27 protein-coding genes and 1 riboswitch are annotated in these 26,360 nt (G+C 39.8%); of the genes, 13 read left to right on the top strand and 14 right to left on the bottom strand.

Features of this window, described 5'->3' with window-relative positions; translation table 11 throughout:
- Positions 1-44: 44 nt before the first annotated feature.
- Positions 45-683, bottom strand: coding sequence for a cyclic di-AMP binding protein CbpA (gene cbpA / locus HMPREF3106_RS00520; RefSeq protein ID WP_039849006.1), 639 nt, complete (start codon positions 681-683; stop codon positions 45-47).
- Between the two features lie 251 nt (positions 684-934).
- Between cbpA and HMPREF3106_RS00515 the strand changes: the two genes are divergently transcribed.
- A complete protein-coding gene (locus HMPREF3106_RS00515) occupies positions 935-2,308 on the top strand; it encodes a hemolysin family protein (RefSeq protein ID WP_049555707.1) in 1,374 nt (457 codons plus the stop codon).
- A gap of 192 nt (positions 2,309-2,500) precedes the next feature.
- The gene (locus tag HMPREF3106_RS00510) at positions 2,501-3,580 is read left to right on the top strand and encodes a DUF2971 domain-containing protein (RefSeq protein WP_049555706.1); all 1,080 of its coding nucleotides are present in this window, start codon (positions 2,501-2,503) and stop codon (positions 3,578-3,580) included.
- Between the two features lie 30 nt (positions 3,581-3,610).
- Here the strand turns inward: HMPREF3106_RS00510 and HMPREF3106_RS00505 are convergent, their stop codons facing one another.
- The gene (locus tag HMPREF3106_RS00505) at positions 3,611-4,081 is read right to left on the bottom strand and encodes an ECF transporter S component (protein ID WP_148129378.1); all 471 of its coding nucleotides are present in this window, start codon (positions 4,079-4,081) and stop codon (positions 3,611-3,613) included.
- Between the two features lie 57 nt (positions 4,082-4,138).
- A complete protein-coding gene (locus HMPREF3106_RS00500) occupies positions 4,139-4,540 on the bottom strand; it encodes a DUF4430 domain-containing protein (RefSeq protein WP_070443711.1) in 402 nt (133 codons plus the stop codon).
- Between the two features lie 151 nt (positions 4,541-4,691).
- On the opposite strand from HMPREF3106_RS00500, the gene HMPREF3106_RS00495 reads away from it, so the two are divergent.
- The gene (locus HMPREF3106_RS00495; RefSeq protein WP_049555704.1) at positions 4,692-5,492 is read left to right on the top strand and encodes a formate/nitrite transporter family protein; all 801 of its coding nucleotides are present in this window, start codon (positions 4,692-4,694) and stop codon (positions 5,490-5,492) included.
- Between the two features lie 130 nt (positions 5,493-5,622).
- Here HMPREF3106_RS00495 and HMPREF3106_RS00490 read toward each other — a convergent pair whose 3' ends face one another.
- Together HMPREF3106_RS00490 and HMPREF3106_RS00485 are read right to left on the bottom strand one after the other, a co-directional pair.
- Entirely contained in the window at positions 5,623-6,624 is a 1,002-nt protein-coding gene (locus HMPREF3106_RS00490; protein WP_070443708.1) for a hypothetical protein, read from the bottom strand.
- 183 nt (positions 6,625-6,807) lie between these two features.
- Complete coding sequence (locus tag HMPREF3106_RS00485; protein WP_070443705.1) at positions 6,808-7,803, bottom strand: hypothetical protein; 996 nt, start codon at positions 7,801-7,803, stop codon at positions 6,808-6,810.
- 228 nt (positions 7,804-8,031) lie between these two features.
- Here HMPREF3106_RS00485 and HMPREF3106_RS00480 point away from each other — a divergent pair, with 228 nt between their 5' ends.
- Positions 8,032-9,651 (top strand): peptide ABC transporter substrate-binding protein, encoded by a 1,620-nt coding sequence (locus tag HMPREF3106_RS00480; protein ID WP_070443702.1) that lies wholly within the window; start codon positions 8,032-8,034, stop codon positions 9,649-9,651.
- Positions 9,652-9,780: 129 nt separating this feature from the next.
- Here HMPREF3106_RS00480 and HMPREF3106_RS00475 read toward each other — a convergent pair whose 3' ends face one another.
- Together HMPREF3106_RS00475 and HMPREF3106_RS00470 are read right to left on the bottom strand one after the other, a co-directional pair.
- Positions 9,781-10,239, bottom strand: a complete 459-nt coding sequence (locus HMPREF3106_RS00475) for a GNAT family N-acetyltransferase (RefSeq protein ID WP_246827480.1) — start codon at positions 10,237-10,239, stop codon at positions 9,781-9,783.
- Between the two features lie 101 nt (positions 10,240-10,340).
- Positions 10,341-11,189: an AraC family transcriptional regulator gene (locus HMPREF3106_RS00470; RefSeq protein ID WP_005606510.1), complete on the bottom strand. Its 849-nt coding sequence runs from the start codon at positions 11,187-11,189 to the stop codon at positions 10,341-10,343.
- Positions 11,190-11,441: 252 nt separating this feature from the next.
- Positions 11,442-11,539, top strand: a riboswitch (THF riboswitch).
- 67 nt (positions 11,540-11,606) lie between these two features.
- Between HMPREF3106_RS00470 and HMPREF3106_RS00465 the strand changes: the two genes are divergently transcribed.
- From HMPREF3106_RS00465 to HMPREF3106_RS00445, 5 genes are all read left to right on the top strand, one after another.
- Positions 11,607-12,146 (top strand): folate family ECF transporter S component, encoded by a 540-nt coding sequence (locus tag HMPREF3106_RS00465; RefSeq protein WP_070443720.1) that lies wholly within the window; start codon positions 11,607-11,609, stop codon positions 12,144-12,146.
- A gap of 338 nt (positions 12,147-12,484) precedes the next feature.
- Positions 12,485-12,664: a 2-hydroxymuconate tautomerase gene (locus tag HMPREF3106_RS00460; protein WP_005606505.1), complete on the top strand. Its 180-nt coding sequence runs from the start codon at positions 12,485-12,487 to the stop codon at positions 12,662-12,664.
- Between the two features lie 54 nt (positions 12,665-12,718).
- Positions 12,719-13,063, top strand: coding sequence for an immunity protein Imm33 domain-containing protein (locus HMPREF3106_RS00455; RefSeq protein ID WP_070443696.1), 345 nt, complete (start codon positions 12,719-12,721; stop codon positions 13,061-13,063).
- Between the two features lie 151 nt (positions 13,064-13,214).
- Positions 13,215-15,458, top strand: a complete 2,244-nt coding sequence (locus HMPREF3106_RS00450; RefSeq protein WP_070443693.1) for a heavy metal translocating P-type ATPase — start codon at positions 13,215-13,217, stop codon at positions 15,456-15,458.
- A 20-nt stretch (positions 15,459-15,478) separates the two neighbouring features.
- Entirely contained in the window at positions 15,479-15,676 is a 198-nt protein-coding gene (locus tag HMPREF3106_RS00445; protein WP_048782585.1) for a heavy-metal-associated domain-containing protein, read from the top strand.
- A gap of 357 nt (positions 15,677-16,033) precedes the next feature.
- Here HMPREF3106_RS00445 and lacD read toward each other — a convergent pair whose 3' ends face one another.
- The 7 genes from lacD to pfkB all read right to left on the bottom strand — a co-directional run bounded on the left by lacD (position 16,034) and on the right by pfkB (position 23,246).
- Complete coding sequence (gene lacD / locus HMPREF3106_RS00440; protein ID WP_070443690.1) at positions 16,034-17,038, bottom strand: tagatose-bisphosphate aldolase; 1,005 nt, start codon at positions 17,036-17,038, stop codon at positions 16,034-16,036.
- 65 nt (positions 17,039-17,103) lie between these two features.
- Positions 17,104-18,258 carry an N-acetylglucosamine-6-phosphate deacetylase gene (nagA, locus tag HMPREF3106_RS00435; RefSeq protein ID WP_070443686.1) on the bottom strand — a complete coding sequence of 385 codons (1,155 nt, stop codon included), beginning with the start codon at positions 18,256-18,258 and terminating at the stop codon, positions 17,104-17,106.
- 27 nt (positions 18,259-18,285) lie between these two features.
- Positions 18,286-19,452 carry an AgaS family sugar isomerase gene (locus tag HMPREF3106_RS00430; protein ID WP_070443683.1) on the bottom strand — a complete coding sequence of 389 codons (1,167 nt, stop codon included), beginning with the start codon at positions 19,450-19,452 and terminating at the stop codon, positions 18,286-18,288.
- A gap of 19 nt (positions 19,453-19,471) precedes the next feature.
- On the bottom strand, positions 19,472-20,200 hold the full coding sequence (locus HMPREF3106_RS00425; protein WP_070443680.1) for a GntR family transcriptional regulator: 729 nt from the start codon (positions 20,198-20,200) through the stop codon (positions 19,472-19,474).
- A gap of 217 nt (positions 20,201-20,417) precedes the next feature.
- Entirely contained in the window at positions 20,418-20,867 is a 450-nt protein-coding gene (locus HMPREF3106_RS00420; RefSeq protein WP_005606444.1) for a PTS sugar transporter subunit IIA, read from the bottom strand.
- Positions 20,868-20,901: 34 nt separating this feature from the next.
- On the bottom strand, positions 20,902-22,305 hold the full coding sequence (locus HMPREF3106_RS00415; RefSeq protein WP_070443677.1) for a PTS fructose transporter subunit IIC: 1,404 nt from the start codon (positions 22,303-22,305) through the stop codon (positions 20,902-20,904).
- A 20-nt stretch (positions 22,306-22,325) separates the two neighbouring features.
- Positions 22,326-23,246, bottom strand: coding sequence for a 1-phosphofructokinase (gene pfkB, locus HMPREF3106_RS00410; protein ID WP_070443674.1), 921 nt, complete (start codon positions 23,244-23,246; stop codon positions 22,326-22,328).
- A gap of 112 nt (positions 23,247-23,358) precedes the next feature.
- Between pfkB and HMPREF3106_RS00405 the strand changes: the two genes are divergently transcribed.
- The 4 genes from HMPREF3106_RS00405 to msrA are packed head-to-tail and all read left to right on the top strand — an operon-like array spanning position 23,359 to position 26,324.
- A complete protein-coding gene (locus tag HMPREF3106_RS00405) occupies positions 23,359-24,129 on the top strand; it encodes a MurR/RpiR family transcriptional regulator (protein ID WP_070443671.1) in 771 nt (256 codons plus the stop codon).
- A 55-nt stretch (positions 24,130-24,184) separates the two neighbouring features.
- The gene (gene sdaAB, locus HMPREF3106_RS00400; RefSeq protein ID WP_070443668.1) at positions 24,185-24,862 is read left to right on the top strand and encodes an L-serine ammonia-lyase, iron-sulfur-dependent subunit beta; all 678 of its coding nucleotides are present in this window, start codon (positions 24,185-24,187) and stop codon (positions 24,860-24,862) included.
- Positions 24,863-24,888: 26 nt separating this feature from the next.
- Positions 24,889-25,791: an L-serine ammonia-lyase, iron-sulfur-dependent, subunit alpha gene (gene sdaAA, locus HMPREF3106_RS00395; protein ID WP_005606433.1), complete on the top strand. Its 903-nt coding sequence runs from the start codon at positions 24,889-24,891 to the stop codon at positions 25,789-25,791.
- 11 nt (positions 25,792-25,802) lie between these two features.
- A complete protein-coding gene (gene msrA / locus HMPREF3106_RS00390) occupies positions 25,803-26,324 on the top strand; it encodes a peptide-methionine (S)-S-oxide reductase MsrA (RefSeq protein ID WP_070438581.1) in 522 nt (173 codons plus the stop codon).
- The last annotated feature ends 36 nt before the right edge of the window (positions 26,325-26,360 follow it).

The following is a 26,360-nucleotide window of genomic DNA, read 5'->3' as shown; positions in this document are numbered from 1 at the left end:
TGTTCCGGTCCAACGTTCCATTTCTGAACGCGATGTCTCGTATCCTAGTTGTTTTGTAAATCCTCCACCTCAGCGACTGAGTAGTCTTTTTTCTCGAGGCCATCGACGATTTGTTGAAGGGTGTCTTTTGAAACACCTGCTGGTAATGTGATCAACAAACGACGTAAGCTTTTATCTTTTTCAGTATCGATAGTCATTACGTTTGCGATAGAAGCGTATTTGTTAATCACTTTTGAGATATTTGCAAGAGCCCCTTTTTCACCGCCAGAGATGATCGTTAATACATAAGAACCATTTTTCACGTTCCAAGATTCTTGAAGCATGCCAAGGAGACTGCTGTGTGTCAAGATTCCGTAGAAACGTTGTTGTTTATCTAAAACAGCAATATAAGGTAATTCTTTAATTGTAAAGAATACTTTGAAGAAAGAACTATCTACACTAATAAACTTCGTAGAATTCTTAATGAGATGTGTAACAGGAAGGCTCATATCACCGCCGTTTGCTTTATGGCGATAAATGTGCATTTTATAAATATTTCCTCTAAAGAAAGTTTCTGTTTCATCTAATACAGGCACACAACGATATCCTGATTCTTCTAAAATCGTAATGGCTTCTTCTAACGTGCACGATTCCTTAACGACCGTTAGATTCTTTTTTGGAACTACAAGAGATTTTAATAACATATTCATTCCTCCTATATATGTCTTTCTTAATAATAGTACCATTTTTTGAGAGAAATGTAACTAGAAAAGTGAAGAAATGATGAGAAAATGAGAATGGATAGAGAAGAAAAACGATAAAATGAAGATTCTAACATTAAAGAACCATTACAAAATAATACTAAATCTTGATTTTTCATCAAAAACTGATATGATATCTCTATACCATTTTCGATAATGGGTAAAATCTATAGTTAAAAGGGGTTAACAAAATTATGACAGCTGATTCAGATGGGAGTTCGTTGGGAGTCCAGATCTTAATCATTGTATTATTAACTGCATTAAATGCATTTTTTGCTGCAGCGGAGATTGCGTTTGTGTCCATTAATCAAGGAAAAATGGCACAAAGAGCGCAAGAAGGAGATAAAAAAGCAATCAAGGTAATGCGTCTATTAGAGAATTCGGATGAGTTTCTCGCAACGATTCAAGTAGCGATTACATTTGCTGGGTTCTTCTCGAGTGCGTCTGCCGCAACAAGTTTCTCTTCACGAATTCAACCATTATTAGGAAACATTCCTGGAGCCGAAACATTAGCATTAGTGATTGTGACGGTTGTTCTATCCTATCTCACTTTAGTATTTGGGGAATTATATCCAAAACAAGTGGCATTACAAGTGGCAGAACCGATTGCGTTACATACTGCAGGGATTATTTTGTTTGTCAAAAAGATTTCAAAACCATTCGTTTGGATTTTGACGTTCTCAACAGGATTATTAAAACGAATGACACCAATTGAATTTACTAAGGTGGAAGAAAAATTAACACGAAGCGAGATGAAGTCTCTACTTGCCAATAGCCGTAACGACGGTGCGATTGATATTTCCGAGTTTGCGATGATGCAAGGGGTACTTTCTCTAGATACGAAACTTGCACGTGAAGTGATGGTTCCTCGTACGGATACGTTGATGCTGGATGTCGACGATGAGTTAGCGGAGAACTTAGAGATTATCTTGAATTGCTCCTATTCACGTCTTCCTCTTTACGAAGAAGATAAAGATACGGTTATCGGGGTCGTTCACGTGAAAGATGTCTTCCGTGCTGCAAGAGAGCAAGGATTTGACAATATTGATTTACGCGCCCTAGCGCATGAACCAGTATTTGTACCATCGACAATTTTCGTAGATGATTTATTAGTAGAATTTAGAAAAACTCGTCAACACTTAGCGGTATTAAAAGATGAATACGGCGGGGTTGAAGGGATTGTTACATTAGAAGACTTGATTGAAGAAATCGTCGGAGATATCGAAGACGAGTACGATGAAGAAGAAAAAGAAATCGTAGAAATTGACGAAAACAATTCGGTGATTGATGCCGGAATATCGCTCGATAGATTCAATCAAATTTATCAAACGTCATTAGAGTCTGATGAAGTGGACACAATGGCGGGTGCGATTATTGAAAAACTTGGCTACTTCCCAGATGATAAAGAGGTAGTGAAGGTGAGATTCGAAGGGTACATGTTACAACCGACAGAAATCGAGAATGATCGTATTCGTAAAATTCATGTTACCAAACTTTCTGAAGAAGAACTCGAGCAGATTCTTGCGGAAGATGCCCAGAATGATGATAGCGTTGAAGATGATGAATAATACAAAAGGAGGGGGTAACCCCTCCTTTTTTGTGTGCAAAAAGGAATAGACTTACGTCTATCTTACAGATTCCTCGGATGTCTTCATAATAGTGATAATGGGGCACCGGATTGAGCCTATGTCTCAATCTCTACCAAGCTTCAAACGTATATTTAAACAAAAGAGAATAAATGATATACTTTTGATACGGGGGTGATTCGGTTGAAAATTATCTTAAAAGAAGATATTGAATTGTATCGTTATTTAATTGCTAAATTAACTTTTCTTCAGACGCATAATCACTATAAGGTAGAAGAGTCTTATCCAGATAGTAATTGTTTTTTGTTGTTGAATACCTTAACTAATAAACAGGAGCTGGTCTCTCTTTTGAAACAGCCACAGTTCTCTAAAAAGAATCCACCCGATATTCCATTAAACGCTCAAAAAAGAGTCTTTATTCAAAATCCAAACGCAAAAGTTCCGGAAGGATTTACTGTAGAAAAGGCGGATAAAGTGTTTAATGACGCATTGAATAACAATATTCGATTGGGGTTTTTAGCTCCAGAGCAATTGATTGAACAATGTGGAGTTGAGTTTAAAGAGGACGTAACGTTCTACTTCAAAAAAGCAGAAATGAAGATTTTAGAAGAGAAAACCTATTTTGTAAAATACTACGGGAAAGAAACTGTGGAGAAAAATGCCTATCAGGTGGCAGAAGGCAATGTGTCTTTTAGCCATCCTAAGTGGTTTAATGATCCTTTTGATTGTAACTGTTATTATGCGGATGGGAATACGATGATGGATGTTTTTAGAGTTTTCTGTTTCACGCATGCATACGATAATATATTAATGTGGTCCTATTATGCTAATAGTCATGAAGGTTATGCTTTACAATATTCCTACTCGAGCTTACTCGATAAAATTCAAGGGGTTGCTCTTGATGGATTATGCGTGTATGGGGAAGTCGAATATATCGATCAAAGGCCCAAAACAAGAAGTCACAGTAATCGATTCTCTTTTTCAAACTTGAATTTCTACATCCAAGCAACCTTCGCCAAATTTAAGGAATGGAGTCACGAGAGAGAGTATCGATTTGTATTTATTCTCGATAACCAGGAAGAGGAGGCTACTAAAAGAGAAGCCGAAGAAAAATTGTCTGATTGGGTCGTTCTTCCTAAAGTGGATATTCTTCAAGGATATGCGGGGTGTCAGGCAAAGAAAATCATGAAAGATAGTCCTTACCCAATCCGTCAATTAAAAAAAGATATTGTTAATTATCAACTTAAAGGATAGAAAAAAGGAACAGAGGGCACTCTGTTCCTTTTATTTTTTTAGTTTTTCAAATGGATTTAATCGTTCAAAGATAGGAATTAGTAATATCCAAAAAGCAATATTTCCAAGGGCATGATAAGTATCAAATAGAATTCCGTTGGCATAATAAATCCAAAAATTCAGACCAGGCATTGAAAGTACCCAAATCCCCGAGATAATAAATCCGTATAAATATCCCATCAAACTTGCAAAAATCGGGAAGATAAGGAAACTTGCTTTCGGATAGCGAGCCCTTTTCTTCCACAAAGGGGAGAGTAGGGTCGCACATAGACAAACAATTGAAAAACTGATCATCTGATAAAGAGTCCACGGCCCCATTGAAATGAGCAGATTCGAGATTAAAATGGAAAGGATACTGATGGAAGCACCGTATCCCCATCCTAATTCTAAGGTCATCCAAATGACGACTACAGTAATCGGTTGAACATTCGGGAGGGCAAGCATCCCGAGTCTACTAATCACGCAAAAAGCCGACATCATTGCGATAAATGCGATTTTTTGAGTCGATATTTTCATAGATTATTGAAGTTTGTTTAATTTCCAGTCGATGACATCTCCAGCTTTGAGGAGAACTTCTTTTGCACCAACAGGACTCATTTGTCCATTAACATCAAATAACCAGTATTTTTGTTCAGATGGAACTTGTTCAACTCCGTTAATAGAAGAGATGAATCCGTCTTTTTCGACAATTTTTAATTGAGCTTTCATGACATCTAGGAGATTATCTCCTTCTTTAAAAGTGAGAGTAAATGGGCTACCTTCAATCGCTTGTCCATCTTTTGTAATGTTGAGAGTCACACTTGTAGTTTTGGCTGCTGTAGTCGTTTCAACACTTGTCGTCGTTGAGTTCGTATTTGCAGGGGCTTGTCCACATGCGGTTAATAATAAAGTCGCTGTTAAAATTCCAATAATCTTTTTCATAAGAATCTCCTTTATACTGTTTTAATCAGCCCTCATTCTAACAATCTTCATAAAACTTGTAAAGGATTTTTTGCCAAAAACAATAGAAAAGGCTTTGCATTTGTGAAAAAAATGGTATACTGAAGTGTAATTAATTTTTAGGAGGAATGTTATGGAACACACGAGTGAGTTCAATACAAAACTTAATAAAGCATGTCAAAAAAAAGAAGCGCTTTTTGATGAAAGCAAAATGCGCTATGCACTGCGTTCAATGTTTGCAGGAGCATTTTTAACAATGAGTACAGCCGCAGGAGCCCATGCGGCACAAATTATAGCTGGATTAAATCCTGCGTTAAGTAGATTTACTTTTGCATTTATCTTCACTTGGGGATTAGTGTATGTTGTATTTTTAAATGGAGAGTTAGCGACTTCGAACATGATGTTTTTAACAGCTGGAGCGTACCAAAAACATATTAAATGGTCTAAAGCAATTGCTATTTTATTCTATTGTACTTTATTTAATTTAATTGGAGCCATGTTTATAGGAGCGTTATTCGCTAATAGTTCAGCATTTAACGGAATCAATGCAAATGAGTTTATCGCAAAAGTTGCTGAATTGAAATTATCTCGTTCAAACGAACTGATTTTATTAGAAGGTATTTTAGCAAATGTCTTTGTTAACGTAGCGATTCTTTCATTTATCTTAATTAAGAGTGAAGAAGCTAAATTATGGATTGTAATCTCAGCCATCTTCATGTTTGTTTATTTAGTAAATGAACACGTAGTAGCGAATTTTGCATCTTTCTCTATCGTGAAATTCTCACCAGTTGGAAACTCAATTGATGCTTTAAATTGGCTCAATATTATCCGTCATTGGGCAGTATCATTTGTTGGGAACTGGATTGGCGGAGGAATCTTAATTGGGTTAGCTTATGCATTCTTAAACCGTACAAAAACACCTTATGTAGATTAATTGTAAAGGAAAAGAATCTCCAAATAGGAGGTTCTTTTCTTTTACTTTGAGGAGAGTTTTCTTAATGAGAAAAACCCCCTTTACTGGGCAGTCCAGTAAAGGGGGGTTTTTGAACCAGTAGACCTTTTATTTAGAAAGGTCTCTTTTTATTTTCATATCCTAATAGAACCTCTGGGAATTCTTGGCTTACTGCATAGAAGAATGGTTGTAGTAAGTCATCGGTGTCCTCTCCCACATTCTTAATGAGAAGAGTAGTTTTCTTTCTGCGATAAGATTTATCTGAGGTTAAAACGATTAGTTGTGAAGTACGACTTACCGTCATACCGTATGATTTTTGTGTGTAGATATAATGGTAAATGCGCTCAGCTTTTGTTAAGTCATATACTTGGAAATTTTTGAATGTAGAAATAAGGTGATTTTTGTATAATATGATGCCTAATTGGTTATCTACGTAAGTGGCATTTTCTAATACCGTATCCATTGAATAATTCAATTCTGGATAAGCTGCATAAAGTTCACCATAGGCTTTATCTTCTCCTCTACGAGTTGCGTAAGCTGAGTAGAAGAATACAAGACCGAATAACACAGCAATACCGGCTCCAGCCGAAGCATAGAGACGTTCGGTATTCGCTTCATCAGCTGAAACATAATATTGAGTTTCAGCTAACTGAGAAATAGCTTTATTTTCTTTAATCGTTTCTTTGAACTCTCTTGTGTAGTTCTTAACGGCACCTTCTCCATCCGATTTACGGGCTTTAGCGAGAACATAGACTGGATTGTCGACTAAGTCATCTTGTTTAGCTTTAAGTTCGTCAATCAGTTTATCGCCTTCTTTTATCTCAAGGCTTGTATAACCGTAATCTTCGCTATCTTTACGAGTAAACTCGATTAAATATAATTGAGTTCCTCCATCTACATTCGCAATTGGATCCGATAAAAATCCAGTAACTTTAACAGAAGTCGTTGCATTGTCTTTCATAGGACTCACACCGAAGATATTTCCTTGTTTATACAAATTATCTGCAGTTTGGAAGAAATAGAAGAAGCCCACAAGTCCAATAGCGATAAGAAATGAGACAACTCCCAAAACGATTAGTGAAATAATCCCACGAGTATTACGTTTTTCAGTCATAATAATTCTCCTTTTATAGGTATGTATAACAGAAATAATATATCATAAGATAGTTTGAAGTGCAAAGGTTTGTTTAAAGTTTCACTCACTGGAATGAAAGATTATTGGATAAAAAATCCCCCCTTTACTGGAATATCCAGTAAAGGAGGGACATATCAATTTTGCGAGAATTTTTAGTCCAAATTAAAACGGTCTATTTTTTTCATAACCAACTTCTAAGTTAGGGAACTCTTGGTGAGCTGCAAAGAAGAAAGGTTGTAAGAAGTTATCGGTTTCTTCACCGATATTTACAATTTGAATTTTTGTCTTTTTGTTTCTATAACTTGTATTATCGGTTAAGAATACGATATATGAATCGCGGTTTGTTGTGATTCCATAACGTTTATGGTTGATTTGATAATGGTAAATACGATTTGCTTGAGTTAAATCATAAACTTCTAACCCGCTAAGCGTTGTAAAGAAGTGATTTTTATAAATATAAACTCGTGTTTCGTCATCAGCATAAGTTGCGTTTTGTAACATTAAGTCTAAGTTACCATTTAGTTCTGGATAAGCTGCATATAATTCATCATAAGCTGCATTTACTTTCTTACGTTTTAGGAAAGCTAATCCAACGAAAAGAAGTCCAGCTGCTGAAAGACCAATTGCTACATACATGCCACCTTGAGCTGAAGAAGATGATTCAGATGTAGATAGATAGTAAACCGTTTGTGAATTACCAGATAATAAATTATTATCATTCAAAACTTCTGTAAATTTAGAATCGTAGTCTACAATCGCTTTTTTATTACGGAAAGAATCGATGACAGTGACTTTAACTAATTCTGGATTGTTTGGCAAAGTATCATTTTTTGAAATTAAATCAGAAGCTAATTTTGAATCAGCAGGAACTTCAAGTCCGATAATTCCATACGTATTATCTTCTTTTAAATATTCAATAATATACAGTTTTGATTTTCCACTATCGACTGTAGCCACAGGATTACTAGAAATTTGAGTGACCTTAACTACTTGTGTATCTCCGTCTTCCCTTCGAGCGACATCAAACACTTTTCCTGCTTTTTCTAAGTCTTCTGGAGTAGATTTATTTAAACTGAATAAGACAACACCAGCTAGGGCGATTAAAATGATTCCGAAAATAAGACGCAGCTTAAATCCGTGATTGCGATTTTCTTTCATAAATAAAGTTCCCTTCTTAAATAATATGTTTATAATACACCTATCATAAACTAGATTTTTAGGAAATGCAAGAACGAATATAGGTTCATAAAGGGAGGGATTTTGTTCTACGAATGAAAGTTAGAGTTATTTTTTGATATGAGCAGAAAATTTTTTGCTTTCTCTTTTCCATGCTATCATGTAGCTATCGTGAAATGCGATGTATTTTACCAATAAAGGAGAATTGTTATGAAAAAATCAACCAAATTATTGATGACAACACTGTTAATTTCGTTAGGTTTGGCTGCATGTGGTGGCAATTCAACTTCGACGACAGCAAATAATCAACAAAGTTTAACGATTACAACATTTGGAGAATTAGCAACATTGGATAGCGCGGACTATGATGATGTGCCAAGTTCTGATATGTTAGGACAAATTTTTGAAGGGTTATATCGTGTCGCAAAAGACAATAAAGTTGAATTAGGAATGGCTGCAGAAGAACCAACTGTGAGCGCGGATGGTCTTGTTTATACATTTAAACTACGTGACGCTAAATGGTCAGACGGCACTCCAGTAACAGCCGGAGATTTTGTATATACGTATCGTAAATTAGTGAATCCAAAAGAAGGACATGTAGCTCAATCAGCGGATGTGTTCAAAAACGCGAAGAAAATTCGTTCAGGCGAATTATCGACAGAAGAATTAGGGGTTAAAGCGATTGATGATAAAACATTAGAAATCACGCTTGAAAATCCTGCTCCATATTTACCAAAATTATTAACAGGGTCACGTTTCTTACCACAATCTGAAAAAGTGGCGAAAGAAAAAGGCGAAGGATACGGTTCTTCAGCAGATTCAATCGTGACAAACGGACCGTTCAAATTAGAAGGATGGACAGGTTCTGAACTTTCTTGGAAACTTGTGAAGAACGACGGTTACTGGGATGCAGCAAACGTTCAATTACAAAACGTTACTGTGAATGTATCGAAAGAAGTAGCGACTTCTGTTCAATTATTTGACGGAAAACAAGTCCAATACACAACAATCAGCGAACAATTCGTCGATCAATATAAAACGCAACCAACGTATCACGCTATTCCAAAAGCAACAATGGGGTACATGAATTTCAACGTAGAACGCAAAATCACAGGAAACAAACACTTCCGTCGTGCGATTGCGATGGCTTACGATAAAGCGGCTCTTGTAAACAACGTGTTAAAAGACGGCTCAATCGTTTCAAATGGTCTTGTTCCAAAGGGATTTGCTGAAAACCCAGAAACGGGGAAAGATTATGTGGAAGACCGTGGCGACTTACTCACCTACAATGTCGAAGAAGCGCAAAAAGAATTAGCACTTGCTAAACAAGAATTAGGGATGGACACAATCGAAGTGACCTTATTAACGTCAGATGCAGGTAGTGCGAAAGTGGTTGGCGAATATTTACAAGCGCAAATCCAAAAGAACTTACCAGGCGTGACATTGAACATTAAATCAGTGCCATTGAAAAACCGTCTTGAATTACAACGTGCAGATGATTTCGACTTCTTCTTCGGAACATGGGCACCTGACTATCAAGATCCAGTAAACTTCTTAGAACAATACGTAACAGGTGGAGGAATCAACTTCGGAAACTACTCAAGCGAAGCCTACGATAAAGCCGTTGCTGAAGTGAAAACAACATACGCAACGAAGCCAGCAGAACGTTACAAACAAATGATTGCGGCTGAAAAAATCGTGATGGATGATGTGGCTATCGCTCCAATCTACCAAGCAAGCCAAAGCTACTTACTTGCTGAAAACGTAGACGGATTCGAAGTACTTCCATTCGGACGTACAATCAACCTCCGTCAAGCCTCTGTAAAATAATCATAGAAGCAAAAATAAGAGATTCGAAATTTCGAGTCTCTTTTTCGTTTTGTAAAAAAGCAAAATGTAACATATAAGTTACATTTTAACAATTCTCTCTTTGAACGATTTTGTCCAAAGTGGGATTTTTTATAAGGTTTTCGTCATATGGTAATACGGATGACCGCTTAAGATGCGTTCACTCTCAGGCGTGTAGCCTAGTTTTTCGTATAATTGATAGGCCTTCGTATTGTCCTTCTCGCAGTTGAGGGCGATTTTTGTGGCCCCTTGTTGGCGTGCTAAGTTTTCTACTTCGACCAATAATTTACGGCCGATTCCAAGACGACGATATTCGGGATAGACCGCTAAAATATCGATGTACCATTCGCCTGGCATCGTCTCCTTGTCCTCGTAGAGCGGAATTTGATGCTCGATGTTGTAATCTTCGTATAATCGGTGGAACGGATCGTCAATCGCATCTTCTAAGTGTCCGTGGTAGCCGAAGATGGCCCCAGCGACTTTTCTTTCATGAATATAGACGAGCGTGTTCTTCAGTCCATAGCGAAACTGGTCGTCGAGCATGGCTTCTTCTAGCATCGCGTAGAGCATTTCCGGGCTCGTATGTTCCAGAATCGGCAGTTCCATATCTTGCATAATCAGTTCGATCAGAGGGATGATTTGTCGTCTCTCATCGCGCTTTGGTTTTCGTATCATTGGGACTCCTTTTGATATTTCTCGCGGTAATCCGTTGGGGAAATTCCCGTTATTTTTCTAAATTGTTTTGAAAAGTAAGTGGGGGTTGTAAATCCAACGATGTCCGCCACTTGAGAAATAGAATAATTCGTTGTCCGCAGTAGAATTTTACTTTCTTTGATACGAATGGTCATTAAGTATTCCATTGGAGACATGCCGACTTCTTTTTTAAAACTGTGGGAAATATAGAAGCGGCTTAAGTGGGTCATTGACGCTAATGCTTCTAGCTGAATGCTTTCTCGGTAGTATGTTTTCAAATAATGTTTTATAAACGCAATATCTTTTGTCGTTTTACTATGAGAACCGACTTCCAAATCAAAATGCTGGTGTCTCAAAATTTTAATCAATAAGATTTCTAACAGATTATGACAAACTAAATCATAACTGAGCGCTTGATTCGTGGCTTCTTGCACCATCGCGTTTAAGTAGCGCAAAATGTCCTTTTGTTCATCTCGTAAATTAAAGAACGAAAAAGGATGTCCACCTTGATCCACAGGTGTTAAATTCGAGAAGGAAAGACCTTGGATTCCCACCACAATGTATTCTAGAGGAGAATCTGGTGAAGAAACTTCAGTGTGTTCTACCTGAGGATTAATAATGACAAAATCATTGGCTTTAACCGGAAAACGTTGATGTTGAATAATAAATTCGCCCTTACCGTCAATAACATAAAAAAGTTCAGTAAAGGGATGAGTATGTAGCGTACTATGCCAGTCGCTATCGTATTTGGATTTGGTAATAGACTCTAATCGGAAGGATAAATTTTTAATATCAGACTCTATCATTAAAAAACGTTCGTTACTCATGTTGCATCCTTTCTTTGGCAATCTTACTATCTAATTATACAGATTGTAGAAAACGGTATCAACAATATTTTCGGATTTTATCTTTTTAGAAAATATTTTTTCAGTCAAAAGCGTTCAAAAGACGATGAGCATCGATTTTACAAGCCCTAAAAATAGAGAGGACTTGACGCTGGGACACGAAGAAGGTATCCTTACCAAGAGTAAGAAAGGAGATTCATGGAAAGTAGGAACTAAATTTTCTAGAACCTAAAAATCAGAGTAGACTTTATTGCGTTAAGTGCCCGGAGGATGGAATGTTGCCACTGGGACGAAAATGGAAACATTGCGGTAATTTAGTCGCATTCGCTGCATTTAAACAACACTAGAAATAGAAGAAGTTAAATGGAGCAACTCTTTACAATTAAAGGAGATGCTAATATGGAAAATACAAAGAAATATAATAGAAAACAAATACTTGATATTACAGTGATGGCGCTAATCTTGGCCATTCGTCTTGTGATGGAAATGCTGCCAGCGATAAAATTCGGCGTTTACGTACAACTTGGCTTCGGATTCATCGGAGCTGCCATTGCAGGGGTCATGCTTGGACCGTGGCGTGCGGCGCTTGTGGGAATTCTAGTCGATATCCTCGGGAACTTCTTCCGCGGAGAGAGTGGACAATTCTTCATCGGATACACACTTACAGCCCTAGTCGGAGGACTCATCTACGGATACTTCTTATATAAGAGACCACTCAGATGGGAACAAATCTTGATTGCAGTATTACTCGTCACAATCGTCTGTAACCTCGGATTGAATTCGCTATGGGTGTATATGATGACAGGAAAAGCCTTCGCCGTCTTCATGCCACTTCGAATCATTAAAAACCTAATTTCATTCCCATTAAACACAGCAATATTAACCGTGCTGTTTTCTAACCAAACCATGAAAACCTTGATTGAAAAGTATAGGGTGTGAGGCTTCGCGCCCAGAAATGGAACGTTGGACCCGAACGACGCAAAGGACTCGGTACGAGTCGTGCGTACGTTTGGGGAAACGCACGCCATTTCTGCGAAGCTGAACCCGACTACACAGGATATGAGGGCGAACGCTCAGGATTGAACCACTGGACTGATATGCCGCAAGGGACTCGGAACGAGTCGTGCGGACATATCAGGAAGTGGACGTCAGTCCTGTGAGCCCGAGTTCAACTACACAGGGTGTAAGGCTCTTGCTAGCACCCCCTCCCGTTTAGGAGTAAAATAGAACCAAAGAGCAACTATATTAATTAGTTCAAAGCGAAGGGAGGCACCACCATGCCATTTATTCATGTTGAAATGATCGAAGGAAGAAGCCGTGAACAAAAAGAAGCCCTTGTCAAAGAAGTGACAGAAGTGGTTTCTAAACACACTGGCGCTCCAACAGAACACATTCATATCATTATTCAAGAAATTAAGGCCGAAAACCTTGGCCAAAACGGAAAACTAAGAGGTTAACCAACTTCATTTTTGCATCAATGTTGTTAATTCCTAATTGAATGGAGGAGTACAATGATTAATAATAGTGATTTTGGTGGTTTTATTGTTTCGAACAATATTCTTGAGGGCAAGCCGATTCGATATACTTTTCGTGATCAATCTATAATCCCACCATTGAATGGATGGAATCTATTATCCATTGAAGATGATGAAGAGTATCTTTCAGATGCAGCCAATTTCAAAATTCTAGGAGCCGATTCCATTTATGAGATTGCTCCAGTAATGCTTGAGATTTTCGAAGCACCGTATGGGACAGATTTATGTTGGCTATATGAAGAGGGTGTTCATGTTGGCTTTTACGATTTAGTCGAAGAGAGAGAAACTACGATAGAAGAAATTTTATCTTCAGCAAATTAAATAGACTATCCCAAACTCAAGCTGGCAGAAATGCTGTTGGCTCGAGTTTTTTTATTCAAAAAATTTTTTTAAGCTTCCTTGTTGACATTTGTAAATTACAGGTGTAAACTAACAGTGTAAATTACAAATGTAAACGAAAGCGGTGAAAGTAATGAACAAACAAAAAGAGTACATTATTGAAGGAATGAGTTGTGCTTCATGTGCCATGACGATCGAGAATGCCGTCAGTAAAATTCCAGGCGTTGCTAAAGCCAGCGTCAACTTGGCAACGGAGATTATGACTGTTGAAGCAAACGATAGCGTGACCCCTGAAGACATCGCCAAAGTGGTCGATGGTGTGGGATACGGCGCTCGTCCTCGTGGCAAATCAGTGGAAGAAGAACTCGAAGAAAAGAACGAAAAGAAAGAAGCGCACTTAAGAGAAATGAAGCGAAACCTAACCATTTCAGCGATTTTCACCGTGCCACTTCTCTTTATCGCAATGGCGGATATGGTTGGAATTCCAATGCCAGCCTTTCTAAGCCCAATGCAAAGTCCAGTTAGCTATGCGTTGATTCAATTAGCGCTCTCTCTCCCAATTCTCTGGATTGGACGTCGTTTCTTCGTGGATGGATTTAAGGCCTTGTCTAAAGGACATCCGAACATGGACAGCTTAGTCGCCCTTGGAACAAGCGCTGCGTTCCTGTATAGTCTCTACGGAACGTACCATGTATTAGAAGGCCATGCGCATTTTGCGATGAACCTTTACTACGAATCAGCCGGCGTTATTTTAACTTTAATCACACTTGGAAAATACTTCGAAGACGTGTCAAAAGGGAAAACATCCATGGCGATTCAAACGCTCGTAGGCCTTGCTCCTAAAATGGCGACTGTTTTACGAAACGGACAAGAAGTAGAAATTCCTGTAGAAGAAGTGCAAGTGGGCGACCTCATTCGTGTCAAACCGGGGGAAAAAGTTCCAGTCGATGGCGTCGTGACAGAAGGAAACTCAACCGTTGACGAATCGATGTTAACAGGGGAAAGTATTCCAGTATCGAAATCAGTTGGCGATGAAGTGATTGGGGCAAGTTTAAATAAAACAGGTTCCTTCATTCTAAAAGCAACAAAAATCGGGAAAGACACAGCTCTCTCTCAAATCATTCAGTTAGTCGAACAAGCACAAGGATCCAAAGCACCGATTGCCAAACTGGCCGACAAGGTTTCTGGAGTGTTCGTTCCAATCGTCATCGTCTTGGCTCTTGTTTCTGGACTTGCTTGGTATTTCCTTGGACAAGAATCATGGGTATTTGCCCTCACGATTACCATCTCAGTGCTCGTTATCGCCTGCCCATGTGCGTTAGGGCTTGCGACACCAACTGCTATCATGGTGGGGACTGGTAAAGGGGCCGAAAATGGAATCCTTCTTAAGAGTGGGGAAGCGTTGGAAGAAGCCAACCACGTGAATATGGTTGTTTTCGACAAAACAGGTACGATTACAAACGGGACTCCTGTTGTCACAGATGTGGTCACTGCCGATTCTACCGATGCAGATGCCCTCATTCGCCTAGCTGCGAGCCTTGAAGTAGCGTCAGAACACCCTCTTGGCGAAGCGATTGTTGCCAAAGCCAAAGAACAAGGGGCTGCATTTGATGAAGTGACGAACTTCGAAGCCATTCCTGGTTTTGGGATTAAAGGCCACGTTGGTGAAACACTCGTCTTCCTTGGAAATGAAAAATGGATGCGCGAAAATGGTCTTGCCAATGTTGAGATGAACGACAAAGCCAATCATTTTGCCGAACAAGGAAAAACACCGCTCTATATCGGCTATAACGATGCTGTACAAGGCTTGATTGTTGTAGCGGATACTGTTAAAGAAAGCAGCGCGCGTGCCATCCAAACCCTACATGAAATGGGCATTCAAGTCGCTATGATGACAGGAGACCACGAACGAACTGCACAAGCGATTGCCGCTGAAGTGGGGATTGACCGCGTGTTTAGTGAAGTTTTACCGCAAGATAAGGCGAATTATGTCTCAAGATTACAAGAAGAAGGCTATATTGTGGCGATGGTGGGAGATGGTATCAATGATGCCCCAGCTCTTGCACAAGCACAAGTCGGTATCGCAATCGGTACCGGAACAGACGTAGCCATCGAATCTGCAGACGCCGTCTTAATGAAGAGCGACTTGATGGATGTACCAGCGATGTTAAAACTTAGCCGTGCAACCATCCGTAATATTAAAGAAAATCTATTTTGGGCATTTGCCTACAACGTTATCGGAATACCATTTGCGATGGGAGTTCTTCACCTCTTTGGCGGACCACTCCTCAACCCAATGATTGCCGGGGCCGCAATGAGCTTCAGTTCCGTATCCGTTGTCCTCAACGCCCTAAGATTAAAACGCTGGAAAGCATAATGATAAAGGAGAGATTTATGATGAAAAAAGAATATAATTTAGAAGGAATCAAATGCGCAGGATGTGCCAACACAGTGAAAGAACGCTTCTCAAACGTCCCAGGCGTAACAAACGTTGAAGTCAGCTTAGAAAACAAAGTAGCCACAGTCGAAGGCGACGCAAGCGTTGACGCATTACAAGCATCTCTTGAAGGCACAAAATACAGCATCAAAAAATAATCAACCCCAAAAAGGCCGGGCGCTTTTCGCCCGGCCTTTTTCTGTATTCTCTATCTTTCTCCGCAATCCATGGTTAGAAGAAGTAAATAAAATAGAGCGTTGCGAACAATACCAATTGTGGGTTCGGAAAACCTTGCGGATTCTATAGTAATAGTGATGGGAAGTGCATTATAATGCGAAATAGGGGACTTAGGAATAAAATTCCGTACGTCCCCTTTGAGGCTTTAAAGGCGAGAGACCTTAGGCTCGAGCCGGTGCCTCATCACTATTACTATGAAGATATCCGCAAGGATTTAAAGAAACCACAGCGGACATCAGGTGTTTAAGAGCAACGCTCTTTAACTTATTTAATTTAATTTATTTTACTTCAACACGTTCTAACCATGGAGTTGCAGTTTCACCTAAAACAACGTTAAGGTCCTCAATGTTCTTACGTCCTTGGTTTGCCAACCACGCACGACCAGCTTCTTCCCCTTCAGTCGCAAACACAGCTACAGCATCTTTCCATGTTGCACGACCACATAACACACCATTGAAAGTAGAACCAGCTTCTTTTGCAAAGCGTAGAGTTTCTTGGAATAATTCAGCAGAAACACCAGCACTTAAGAAGATGAATGGTAGGTCAGTGATTTCAGATTGTTCTTTGAATAAACGTAATGCTTCTTCACGAGTATAAACAGGTTCAACGCCTTCTTTAGTGAAGCCTTCTACGAAGTTCATGTTTACTGGAACTTCCACTTTTAATACGTCAACGTTGTAACGTGGGTCAGAGAAGACTTTCATTGCGTCGTTTACTTTATGAGGTTTAACTTTAGCGTATGCAGCTGATTTCACATCGTCGTCACTTGCTTCGTAAGAAACGATTTCCAAGAAGAATGGAATATCTTCTGCCATACATTCGCTACCAACACGTTCTACCCATGCATGTTTGATGTCGTTGATTGCTGGATCTTCGTCAATATCATAGTATAAAAGAACTTTTACAGCATCAGCGCCTAATTCTTTAATACGTTTTGCAGACCAGATTGGAAGTAAGTCTGGTAAGCGGCCGATTTCAGTTGCATCGTAACCAGTTTTTTCGTAAGAGATTAAAAGTCCGCAGTCTTCGTGGCGTAATTTTGCAGCTGGAAGACCATATTCTGGGTCTAAAAGAATTGAAGAAGAGTATTTTGTTAATTCTTCAGAAATTAATTCTTTGAAGCGGATGATACCTTCGTCCCCTTTTACATTTGGGTTTCCTGCAGCAATCATTTTTTTCAATGAACCACGTTGGTCAATCGCTAAAGCACCGATAACATGGTTTTTATTTGAAAGTTTTACTAAGTGATCATATTTTCCTTTTGTTAATACTAATTTTGACATAATAACACTCCTTAAGTTATGGATTGGGGCACTCTCACGCCTCGTACTCACTGTCTTTTTGATTATTATACTTCGAAATAAGGCTTACCGTCTAAGTAAGTCGCTTTGAGTTGTAACTCATCGTCTAATACGATGAAGTCTGCTGCATAGTCTGGGTCAATGCGTCCGCAAACGTCGTCGATACCGACTGATTTTGCAGGAACAAGGCTGGCCATTGTAATAGCTTCGTGAGGAGTCGCAATGCCCCATTTCACAACGTTTTGAACCCCTTGGATAAGTTCCAAAATACTTCCGGCAAGGCTACCGCCGTCTTTTAATCGAGCCGTACCGTCTTTTACGATAACAGGGAATTCACCAAGCATCGATTCACATTCACCCATACCGCCTGCACGCATGCAGTCTGTAATAAGGGCTACATGGTCGTGACCGCAACATTTCATGACGATACTTGCGCTCACTGGATGTACGTGGTGACCGTCGCAGATCAGTTCGTCGAATACGTTTGGCAATGTGAGTGCCGCACCGACAACACCTGGTTCGCGGTGATGTAAGCCGCGCATTCCGTTGTATGTGTGAACGAAGATGTTCGCACCGGCTTCAACAGCGTTTTTACAATCTTCGTAAGTGCCATCTGTATGTGCAAGAGCTACATAGATGTCTTTTGTTTTCGCGTGTTTGATGAAATCAACAGCACCGTCACGTTCAGGTGCAATCGCAATTTTTTTCACCCAACCGCCAGCGCGTTCTTGCCATTCATCCAAGATTTCAGATTTAGGGTCGCCCATGTATTTAGGGTTTTGCGCGCCTTTGTATTTTTCACAGAAGAATGGACCTTCTAAGAAAATTCCTCTGATTTTAGCCCCGCCAAGTGTAGTTGCGTTATCGCCGACAGTTTGGCAAACATCTGCTAATAACTCGCGAGATGCGGTTAAGGTTGTTGGTAAGTATGAAGTAACCCCGCAGGAAGGAAGTCCTTCTGAAATGGTACGAAGTGCTTCTACGTCATTATCCATGACGTCAGCGCCTTTGAATCCGTGGATATGTGTATCTACAAGACCTGGGGCAATTTGATAGTTACCGTAGTCGATAATCTTAGCGCCGCTTTCTGGTTTTTCGGTTTGGAAGGCTCCGAAAGTTCCGTTATCCAAGATTGGTAAGTATCCTGGACCTTTCACTTCGTCTTCAAAATAAAATGCTTTGGCATAAATATAAGTTGTCATAGGATCATCTCTTTTCAATAAAGTTATTTATGCTTCTAATGGGTGAATCGTTACTCCTTTAACGACACGGTTAACAGTGCCTGTTGGTGAAGGAGTGTCTGGTTTGTTTCCAACTTTGATAGAAGAAAGTAGAGAAACGGTTTGTCCAAATACCGCATATGGAAGTGCAAGGTAAGCATCTGGAACGAAACGATATTCTTTATCAAAGCTGAAGGATAGACCTTCAAAGTCGCTCTCTGCATCCACTCCAACCGCAAGTACAAGACGTGCGATTTGATCGCCGTGTAATTCATTTAAGATATCGATATCGTATTGACGAGTATAGTCATCGTTTGATACGAATATGAAGGCTAGAGAAGAGCTGTTTACAAATGATTTAGGACCGTGACGGAATCCCATTGAAGAATCGAAGGCTGTCGCAATTTGACCAGCAGTCAATTCAAGAATCTTCAATTGAACTTCGCGAGCAAGGCCGCTTAGAGAACCAGAACCTAAGTAAATCACACGGTTGTAGTCTAAGTTCACGTAATGTTGAATCACGTCTTCACGGTCTAGAACGCTTGTACCCATTTGACGGATGGCTTTTACAAAACCTTCTTTTTCTTCAAGTGAGTGAGCTTCGTCGAATACAAGAAGCGCTGTAAGAGTCATACATGTGAAGCTTCCTGTCATCGCAAAACCAGCGTCGTTAGAGCGGTCTGGCATCATTAAGAGTAAGTTGTTTGTGTCGTCTTTGGCAGCAATGGCCAATTTTCCTTCTGGCGCACAAGTAATCGTGATTTGATAGAAGTCGCGCACGATTTGTTGGCCAAGTTGCACACTTGCAAGACTTTCTGGTGAGTTACCGCTACGTGCAAATGAAACAAGCACTGTAGGAATTTCTGCTTTGAAGTAGTCATGTGGATTACTTACAAGGTTTGTTGTTCCAACAGATTGGAAATCAAAACGATCTTCATTTCCTGTACGTTTTAAGTAAGGAAGAATGGTATCTCCCACATATTGTGATGTACCCGCACCTGCGAAAATCACGCGAAGGCGACCTTCAGGTAAGTTGTTTAAGAAAGCACTAATGCGTTCTAAGTTTGTTTTGTAGTAATCAAAAGCTTCTTTCCACAATTCTGGTTGTTGGCGAATTTCGCGCGTTGTAATCTCTGCAGATAAAGCTTCTAATTGACTGGTTGAAAATTGAAACATAATACCCCTCCAAAATTTTTTATTGATTTGTTCGATAGTGTCTTACCTTGTAGAAGAATTGATCGCTTCTAGCTACACTAATGGTGTATTCAATGATGCGATTTTCGTGATTCAATGTCGTTCGTCTAAACCTCAAGCAAGCTCCATGCGGATCCACATCCAGCGCTTCAGCTTCTTCCGCACTTAAAATACTTGCGGAAAATTCTTCGTCAGCATAGTGGATTTGCTGATTGAACTTACTTGCAAACACATCGTATAAAGAATGACCTTCTAGAAGTGTTTTTGTTAACCCTTTAAAAACATCGTAAGGTAAAAATGTGGTTTCCTTCATAAGTGGAATTCCGTCTGCATACCGAATGCGTTTCAATCGAAATAGCTTATCACCCGCTTCAATCCCAACTAATGGGGCGATAAATTCATCCGCTTCATAACAGTCCAGAGAAGTAATCTTTGTCGTAGGGACTTTACCGAGTTCCTTCATCTGTTCTGTAAAACTATATCCTTCTAGTAAGTTTTGACGTTCTTTCCACTGATTTGAGATGAACGTTCCTTTGCCATGGCGTTTATAAATAAACCCAAGAGTCTCCAATTCTTTTAGCGCTGTTCTAACAGTGGTTCGACTCACATTGTATACTTTCGTAATTTCTCTTTCTGAAAGCATCTTTTCGTGCGCTTTTCCCTTTGTCTTAATGAAATCCATTAATGCTAGACTTAGCGTTGAATAAAGAGGAGATGGTTTAGCAACCATATTGAACCCTCCTTTCAAAAACATTCTACAACTGGTCACTACCAGTTAACTTTATTGTAAGAGTTTTTATCGGTTTCGTCAATAGAATTGGAGGAAAAAGAATGATAGTCTCCAGAAAAAATGAAAGCAACTCCCAAAATTCACTTATAAGTGAATTTTGGAAAAGGAGTAAAAAAGAGAGAATAATCATCGTTATTCTCTCCCATATTATTGGAGACTAAGCTCCTAAATGACTATTTAATACCTCTTCAAGTTGTTCAGCAGTTTTAGCGCTTAATAAAGCTTCTTTCACATCAGCTTTCATTAACATCCGAGCTACGGTTGCTAGTAGTTTCAGATGGGTTGTTCCAGCTTCTCCGTCAGGAATTAGTAGACTAAAGATAAATAAAGTAGGGTTCCCATCCATACTATTCCAATCGATTCCTTCATTAAGTCGTACAATCACGATTTTCGGAGTCGTGATGGCACTTGATTTTGCATGTGGAATTGCGAATCCGTCCATCATTCCTGTTGTTCCTTGTTGTTCACGTTCTACAAGTCCGTTGTACACGGCATTTTCGTCTGCTGAAACGCCTAGTGCTACCGCTTTTTGTGCAATGAAGTGAAAGACTTCTTCTTGAGAAGTAAGGTTTTCATTTAAGAAAATAGCTTCTTTACTAATTAACATTTCAAACCTCCTAAGTTATTAAAACGACTGCCTATTATTCAGAAAGTGGTTTACGAGTGGCTCCAAGAACAACACCACCGATAACAGAACCAATCGCAATTGCTAATACCCATAAAAATGGATGTGTCACAACTGGTAATACTAAGAATCCACCGTGAGGAGCAGGGACTTGTACGCCGAATAAGTAAGTTAAGATTGCAGCGATTGAAGAACCTAACATCATTGAAGGCATCGCGCGAAGTGGATCTTTTGCTACGAAAGGAATAGCTCCTTCAGTAATGTGTGTTGAACCTAAGATGAAGTTAACTAAACCAGCATTACGTTCGTTTGTGTCAAAACGGTTTTTGAATAATAATACGGCAACGGTTGTGATTAGTGGAGGAGCAATACATGCTGCAGAAACCCCAGCCATGAATGCTGTATTTCCTTCACCAAGAAGAACGGTACCTGTAACGTATGCAGCCTTGTTCACTGGGCCACCCATATCAAAGGCACACATACATCCAATTACAAGACCAAGAAGAATAGGATTTGAATCTTGGAATCCCTTTAAGAACTCCATTAGTGATTGGTTAATACCTGCCATTGGACTAACAATAACACTCATAAATAGTCCGGTGATTAAAACACCCAATAGTGGATATAAGAAAATAGCTTTTAAACCGTCCAATGCTTTTGGTAATGCTTTAAATAATTTTTCTAAAAGAACGACTAAGTAACCTGCGAAGAAACCACCAACGATACCACCGAGGAATCCTGCGCCACCGTTACTTGCCATTAAACCGGCAACAAAACCACTGACTAAAGCAGGGCGATTTCCGATACTTTGTGCGATGTAGGCTGCTAGAACGGGGGTCATCAAGCCCATTGCTAAGCCACCGATTTCTTTTAATTGTGCAGAAAAGGCATTGTAAGTTTCATGATTTGGATCGAATGAGTATATTCCGAATACCGCAAATGAAATCGCGATGAGCACCCCACCACCAACGACGAATGGAAGCATATGTGAAACACCATTCATCAAATGTTTGTAGATTTCACGACCAATAGAGCTCTTACCAACGTTAGAAGATTGTGGAGCTTCTGAAGCTTCAACAGCCACGTCGTCGGAGTGATACTTCACAACGCCTTCTCCGCGAAGAGCTTGTGCCACTAATTCATCGGCATTTTTAATTCCTTGTCCAACTGAAACGTCGATAATTTTTTTGTTGATGAAACGTTGTGGTTGAACGTCCTTGTCAGCAGCAATAATGACGGCTTTTGCATTTGCGATTTCTTCGGGAGTGAGTTCATTTTCAACGCCGATTTGACCGTGTGTTTCAACTTTAATCGTTACACCTGCTTTTTTAGCAGCTTGTTCAAGAGCTTCTTGTGCCATATAAGTGTGTGCAATCCCTGTTGGACACCCAGTGGCAGCGATAATATCATATTTTGTCATTGTTTTTCCTCCTTTGTGTGCTATGAAATGCGTTTGATTTGTTGCATTAATGTAGGAACGTCTGAAAAATCTGTCAACCCAGGTCTAAATGCGGTTGAACTACCTGCAGCCACAGCTTTGATTAAAGCTTGTTCATCCGATAAACCTAATAATTGGCTTCCGACAAATGTAGCTAAAAGAGTATCGCCGGCACAGGCAGTATTCACCACTTCTCCTTTTGGAGCTGTTACATGGATTGTTTCTGTTGGCGTGAATAGAATTGCTCCCTTTTCGCCTAAGGAAACTAATGCATTTTCGGCTCCTTTTTCGAGTAGTTTTTGACCACAGTCTTTAATTTCTTCAAGGCTTGGATTTATCAAACCAAACCACTCAGCCAATTCTTCGTCGTTGGGTTTGATAAGATAGGGGCGGTATTTTAAAAGGTCGGGTACAAAGTCAGCAGAAGTATCAAGGATTAGCTTAAACCCTCTAAGTTGAGCGGCCTTTGCAATTTTTTCATAAGTCGTATAGGTAATGCCTTCCGGATGACTACCAGATACAAATAAAAAGTCCTCCATATTCATATTCTCTATTATTTTGAGGAGTGCTTCTTCTTGGAGTTGGCTTACGCTAGGACCTTGATTTACGAGTTTAAACTCTTCACTCGTTGATACTACTTGAGTAAATACATTGATTCGAGTGATTCCGTCTACATTAACGAACTGTGTTTGGATGCCTTCCTTATGGAGCTCGTCTTCGATGAATTGACCAGTAAAACCTGCTTTAAAACCTAATGCTGTGTTCTTCATCCCAAGTTTTTTTAGGATAAAGCTGACATTTACTCCTTTCCCGTTTGGGATGTAAACGGCCTCTTGTGTTCGGTTTACTTCAGAAGGCAACATTTGCAAGGTTTTAATAAACAAATCGATGGCTAGATTCATCGTACACGTATAAATCATCATTTCACCTCCCATTATGATTTTTTGTTATACTTATTATTACATACAGCATACTGTAAATGTTTTCTAAAATGAGGTTAACATTTGTAAAACTTTACAAAATGGAGGGGTTCACATGTTCAACACGAAAGGCTTAACAAATACCGAAAAATATCTACTTGCCTATATTGAAGAACATATAGAGGAGATGCCTTCTATTTCAATTGTAAAGTTAAGCGAACGAGCAACTGTTTCAACTGCGTCCATTGTAAGAACGATGAGAAAAATCGGATATGATGGATTTACGAGTTTTAAACATGATTTGAAAAAGCAATATCGATTTGCAAATGAAAATTTATCAACTTTCAAAAGTTTAGAGGTTGTGGATCAAAAGATTCAAGCTGTTGTAGTGAAAAATGAGCAAGAGGTCCGACGAACGATTGAGCAATTGGATAGCAGGGCAATAGAAGATGCCGTTCAAGCAATCTTTGGGGCACAACGCGTCTACTTATTCTCTCGGGGGCTGAGTGAAATGATTGCTAGTGAAATGGAGATAAAATTCCATTTATTGGAACGGACATGCGAACAATATGTAGACCCCAATATTATAAAGACGATTAGCCATCGATTAAATGCGCAAGATGTGGCGATTATTATATCTCTGAATGGACATACAGAAGAATTAGTCGAAGCGGCCAAAGTGTGTCAACAAAATGAAGTTCCTATTATTTTAGTAACCGCTAATGGTGCGAGTCCTCTGGCAAAATTAAGTGATATTACTTTTGTTGGATATAAATCAGAAAGCTCGTACTTCCCAGATTATGAAGTTCGTTCGCGCCTGCCGTTACAAGTGATTAGTCGAATATTGTTGGATGCTTATGCCATAAGGGTTGCCGGCCAAAAATAATTTACATTATAGGCGGATACTGATACGATAGTAAAGCAAAGAAAGGAGCGCCGACATGGAAGGAAATAAAGTACAAAATTATAAGAGTTGTTTTGATATTATTGGTCCGATTATGGTGGGCCCTTCTTCTTCACATACTGCGGGAGCGATTGCGATTGGAGCTCTTGCTAGACAATTATTCGGTGGAACGCCAAAGAATGTGCGTTGCGACTATTATGAGTCATTTGCTGAAACCCATAAGGGACATGGGACAGATTTTGCGATTATTAGTGGAATCTTAGGCTTTGCAACAGATGATGAGCGTGTGCCTCGAGCAGTTGAAATCGCTCAGGACGAAGGAGTCCAAATCGAGTTTGTCGAGCGCAAAGAAATGAGTCCAGTCAATCATGCCAATACTGCAGATTTAACTTTAAGCGACGAGAAACGTACGATTCGCCTCATTGGAACTTCTGTTGGTGGCGGAGCGGTGGAAGTGAAGGTTATCGAGGTCGATGGCTTTAAGATGGAGCTTACAGGCCCACTTCCAATATTGCTCGAAGTGGTATCTCTTGGTGAAATGCCAAAAGTATATCAATTATTACAAGAGCATGGGGTAACAATTTCGAAACAAAGAGTAGAAATGGCTGAAAATCGCCAAATGATTGGATATGAATTAGCGGATTTATTATCACCAGAATTCAAACAACAAATACAAACATTAAGACAAACGCATACGATTTATCTGTTTGCGTAATGAGATGATGAGGAAGGAAGTTTGCAATGTTTTCAACCATTAAAGAATTGGTAGCATTAGCAACAGAACAAAAGAAACCCATTTCTGAAATCATGATTGAACAGGAAATGGCTATGACCCAGCAAAGTCGAGAGTACATCTGGGAAAAAATGGAAAAAAACTTACAAACGATGAAGAATGCCGTTGAACGAAGCGTCGAAGGAGAAGGGGTGTTTTCTCCAACGGGACTAACCGGTGGCGATGCGTTGAAGATGAAGAAATATCGTGAACGTGGAAAGACATTATCGGGCGATAGTGTCCTAGCGGGTGTACAATATGCCCTAGGAACAAATGAAGTCAATGCCGCAATGGGTTTGGTCTGTGCGACACCTACCGCTGGAGCCAGTGGAACTTTGCCAGGAGTTGTGTTTTCAATTGCAGATACAATGAACTTAAACCATGAACAACAAGTGCGTTTTCTCTTTACGTCTGCAGCCTTTGGGATGGTCGTTGCCAATAACGCAATGATTTCTGGAGCGATGGGCGGATGCCAAGCGGAAGTTGGAAGTGCCAGTGCAATGGCCGCAGCTGCAGCCGTTGAAGCGGCAGGAGGAACACCGCAAGAGAGTTCAGAAGCATTTGCGACAGCACTTGGGAATTTATTAGGACTTGTTTGTGACCCTGTAGCGGGACTGGTAGAAGTGCCCTGCGTGAAACGAAATGCCATTGGTGCAGGGAATGCGTTGATTGCTGCGGATATGGCGCTTGCGGGGATCACAAATGTGATTCCAGCGGATGAAACGATTGAAGCGATGCGCAGTATCGGGGTCAGAATGCCACGAGAGTTGCGTGAAACCGGAATTGGTGGAACAGCAGGAACTAGAACCGGTGTCGCTATTAAGATGAGAATTTTCGGGGAAGATGTTTCATTGAACCCGGAACAAGAGTAGGAGGAGCACATATGGCAAAAGAAATTGCAACATTTGCAGGAGGTTGTTTCTGGTGCATGGTGAAGCCATTTGATAGCCAACCAGGAATTGAGTCTGTAATCTCAGGATACACAGGCGGCCACAAAGAAAATCCAACATACAAGGAAGTTTGTAGCGGAACAACAGGACATACAGAGGCTGTACAAATCACGTTCGACCCAGAAGTATTCCCTTATGAAAAACTAGTAGAAGTCTACTGGCAACAAACGGACCCAACGGATGCAATGGGACAATTCGTGGACCGTGGAGATTCATATAGACCGGTGATTTTCTATCATTCGCAGGAACAAAAGAAGATTGCGGAGGCTTCTAAAGCGGCCTTACAAGCAAGTGGTCGATTCAAAAAAGACATCGTGACAAAAATTGAACCAGCAAGTACGTTCTATCCTGCAGAAGAATATCACCAAGATTTCTACAAGAAGGATCCAGAACATTACAAACGTTACCGCGGACTTTCAGGTCGCGACACTTTTATCGATAGTATTTGGAAATAAGAAAAAGAACTAAAATTATCATATATGATAATTTTA

Origin of the sequence: Granulicatella sp. HMSC31F03 (assembly GCF_001807725.1) — a bacterium.
GTDB lineage: Bacteria > Bacillota > Bacilli > Lactobacillales > Aerococcaceae > Granulicatella > Granulicatella adiacens.
Note: the sequence above shows the minus strand (reverse complement) of the source record. Positions and strands in the feature narration are given on the sequence as shown.

Bases quoted from the DNA above. Each gene is read 5' to 3' on its own strand.
- cbpA (WP_039849006.1), bottom strand. From the start codon at position 683: ATGTTATTAAAATCTCTTGTAGTTCCAAAAAAGAATCTAACGGTCGTT.
- HMPREF3106_RS00515 (WP_049555707.1), top strand. From the start codon at position 935: ATGACAGCTGATTCAGATGGGAGTTCGTTGGGAGTCCAGATCTTAATC.
- HMPREF3106_RS00500 (WP_070443711.1), bottom strand. From the start codon at position 4,540: ATGAAAAAGATTATTGGAATTTTAACAGCGACTTTATTATTAACCGCA.
- HMPREF3106_RS00495 (WP_049555704.1), top strand. From the start codon at position 4,692: ATGGAACACACGAGTGAGTTCAATACAAAACTTAATAAAGCATGTCAA.
- HMPREF3106_RS00490 (WP_070443708.1), bottom strand. From the start codon at position 6,624: ATGACTGAAAAACGTAATACTCGTGGGATTATTTCACTAATCGTTTTG.
- HMPREF3106_RS00485 (WP_070443705.1), bottom strand. From the start codon at position 7,803: ATGAAAGAAAATCGCAATCACGGATTTAAGCTGCGTCTTATTTTCGGA.
- HMPREF3106_RS00480 (WP_070443702.1), top strand. From the start codon at position 8,032: ATGAAAAAATCAACCAAATTATTGATGACAACACTGTTAATTTCGTTA.
- HMPREF3106_RS00475 (WP_246827480.1), bottom strand. From the start codon at position 10,239: ATGCTCTACGCGATGCTAGAAGAAGCCATGCTCGACGACCAGTTTCGC.
- HMPREF3106_RS00470 (WP_005606510.1), bottom strand. From the start codon at position 11,189: ATGAGTAACGAACGTTTTTTAATGATAGAGTCTGATATTAAAAATTTA.
- HMPREF3106_RS00465 (WP_070443720.1), top strand. From the start codon at position 11,607: ATGGAAAATACAAAGAAATATAATAGAAAACAAATACTTGATATTACA.
- HMPREF3106_RS00460 (WP_005606505.1), top strand. From the start codon at position 12,485: ATGCCATTTATTCATGTTGAAATGATCGAAGGAAGAAGCCGTGAACAA.
- HMPREF3106_RS00455 (WP_070443696.1), top strand. From the start codon at position 12,719: ATGATTAATAATAGTGATTTTGGTGGTTTTATTGTTTCGAACAATATT.
- HMPREF3106_RS00450 (WP_070443693.1), top strand. From the start codon at position 13,215: ATGAACAAACAAAAAGAGTACATTATTGAAGGAATGAGTTGTGCTTCA.
- HMPREF3106_RS00445 (WP_048782585.1), top strand. From the start codon at position 15,479: ATGAAAAAAGAATATAATTTAGAAGGAATCAAATGCGCAGGATGTGCC.
- lacD (WP_070443690.1), bottom strand. From the start codon at position 17,038: ATGTCAAAATTAGTATTAACAAAAGGAAAATATGATCACTTAGTAAAA.
- nagA (WP_070443686.1), bottom strand. From the start codon at position 18,258: ATGACAACTTATATTTATGCCAAAGCATTTTATTTTGAAGACGAAGTG.
- HMPREF3106_RS00430 (WP_070443683.1), bottom strand. From the start codon at position 19,452: ATGTTTCAATTTTCAACCAGTCAATTAGAAGCTTTATCTGCAGAGATT.
- HMPREF3106_RS00425 (WP_070443680.1), bottom strand. From the start codon at position 20,200: ATGGTTGCTAAACCATCTCCTCTTTATTCAACGCTAAGTCTAGCATTA.
- HMPREF3106_RS00420 (WP_005606444.1), bottom strand. From the start codon at position 20,867: ATGTTAATTAGTAAAGAAGCTATTTTCTTAAATGAAAACCTTACTTCT.
- HMPREF3106_RS00415 (WP_070443677.1), bottom strand. From the start codon at position 22,305: ATGACAAAATATGATATTATCGCTGCCACTGGGTGTCCAACAGGGATT.
- pfkB (WP_070443674.1), bottom strand. From the start codon at position 23,246: ATGATGATTTATACGTGTACGATGAATCTAGCCATCGATTTGTTTATT.
- HMPREF3106_RS00405 (WP_070443671.1), top strand. From the start codon at position 23,359: ATGTTCAACACGAAAGGCTTAACAAATACCGAAAAATATCTACTTGCC.
- sdaAB (WP_070443668.1), top strand. From the start codon at position 24,185: ATGGAAGGAAATAAAGTACAAAATTATAAGAGTTGTTTTGATATTATT.
- sdaAA (WP_005606433.1), top strand. From the start codon at position 24,889: ATGTTTTCAACCATTAAAGAATTGGTAGCATTAGCAACAGAACAAAAG.
- msrA (WP_070438581.1), top strand. From the start codon at position 25,803: ATGGCAAAAGAAATTGCAACATTTGCAGGAGGTTGTTTCTGGTGCATG.